3 protein-coding genes are annotated in these 1,735 nt (G+C 64.3%); all 3 read right to left on the reverse strand.

All coding sequences use genetic code 11. The features are described from left to right. Positions 1–455: triphosphoribosyl-dephospho-CoA synthase (locus tag EN991_RS35060; protein WP_245461165.1), on the reverse strand; the 455-nt coding region annotated here is incomplete at its 3' end. Between the two features lie 62 nt (positions 456–517). Further along, complete coding sequence (locus tag EN991_RS35065) at positions 518–1,465, reverse strand: RimK family alpha-L-glutamate ligase (RefSeq protein WP_127370439.1); 948 nt, start codon at positions 1,463–1,465, stop codon at positions 518–520. Positions 1,466–1,599: 134 nt separating this feature from the next. Continuing rightward, positions 1,600–1,735, reverse strand: a 136-nt coding sequence (locus EN991_RS35070) for a methenyltetrahydromethanopterin cyclohydrolase (RefSeq protein WP_281058844.1), incomplete at its 5' end; no start/stop codon positions are given.

Genomic DNA, 1,735 nt, shown 5'->3' on the forward strand with positions numbered 1-1,735 from the left:
CCGAAACAGTTGCTGTACTGGCGAGCGATCATGTCGCGGTCGGCAGCCTCCCTCATCGCGTCCAGCAAATGGACCTTCGGCTCCTGCCGCACATCGTTGGCGGCTTCTCCGAGGCCGCCTGGCGCGGCCGTGACGATCGCCTCGAATACCGCCTTGGTATCCTGCACGCTCAAAGCCCGAAGCAGCGAATCGAGATTGTCCTGCAGTCTGTCACCGCCCATTTCGGCAGCGCATATCAGAGGCCCTGCCAGAAGGATGATTCCGAGATTGGTGTTGGTTGCGACCGCCAGTCGTGTCGCGCGCACCGCCTCCAGCATCCGCTGCCCGACCGGCAGACGAGGATCGGTCAGCGGCCCGGAGGAAACCTCCGCACTTGTCATGAACTGGGCGGCGGACATGCCGTGTCCGTCGGCGAACAGATGGACGTTGCCCGGCTTTAGGGCTTCGATCTCCATCCTGCAGGCATTCTTATAGCTGGCCCGGAGGCGTTCACGCGAAAGCGCCAACTTGCCCGCCCTCACGAATTCGCAGGCGCGGCAAAACGGTAGGGCCGCGGTGCGGCGGCCGCCTCGGCGCGGTCGGCCAGAAGTTTCAGCAAGGCATCGGCGATTGCTTCGGCGATGTTCACGGCGACCACCGACTGCAATCCCGACCATGCGGGCATGCTGTTCACTTCGAGTATGAACAGATTGCCGTCGTCAGCCCGCACGATGTCCACGCCGGCAAAATCCGCGCCGACCGCGGCTGACGCAGCGACGGCCAGCGATGCCAGTTCCGCCTTGCCATGTTCGGAAACCTGTTCCGGCACGCCACCCCGGTTGACGTTCGTGATCCAGTCGTCGCTGATGCGGCTCATCATCGCCACGGTCTCTCCGGCGCAGACAAACACGCGGAAATCCCGGAAAGGCGGACCGGCACGCGACACATATTGCTGAAGGTAGTAGACGCTGTTCACCTCTTCTGCGGCCGGCAGGTCCGAGAGCGTGCGGATCAGCTTTATGCCGCGGCCTTGCGCCCCGAACAATGGTTTCAGCACCAGCGGTCCCCGCGGAAGCTCTTGCGCCGCGACCTCCTCGGCGACGGCAAGTCCTTCTGCGGCAAAGGTGCGTGGCGTAGGCAGGCCGGCATTTTTCAGGAGGAATGTCGTCATCGACTTGTCGACGCAGCGCTCGATCGCCTGCGCGGAATTCCATACGGGAACCGACAGTCTGCTTAACGCGTGCAGCACCCCGAGGCGCCGGGTAACCGCTTCAAACGATCCGGCGGCGATCGAACGGACGAGCACGGCGTCGGGCAGCGTGCCGCCGAAGCCGGGGATCGTAAGTCCGCTCGGGCTGCTGGTATCGAATGCGATCGCCGCCAGCGGCACGGCTGTAACGGCGGCGCCCCCCCGACCAAGTCCTGCCGCCAGGCCGTTGGAGCCGGTGTCCACTTTGTCGCTGACGATCAGGATGCGAGGGATCATGTGGCCTCTCGGGTGCGGGAATGTCGGCGGCGCGAGCGATTCCAGGCCCTCATGGCAGCGTCCGCGGCAGGGCTGCACGGAAGGCAGTCGCCGGGCGGGCGAATGACAGACGAATCCCTTTGCACCGCCATGCCCTAGCCGAGACTCCGTTCGAGCATCTTCAGATCACGCCGACCGGCGCGAAAAGTATCGCCGGTTTCGATCGCTGTCACGATCACTTCAGCCGGGCTGAACAGCAACGGGTCGATGGCATAGAAATCGCCCTTGAAC

Origin of the sequence: Mesorhizobium sp. M7A.F.Ca.US.005.03.2.1 (genome assembly GCF_003997795.1) — a bacterium.
GTDB classification, from domain to species: Bacteria; Pseudomonadota; Alphaproteobacteria; order Rhizobiales; family Rhizobiaceae; genus Mesorhizobium; species Mesorhizobium ciceri.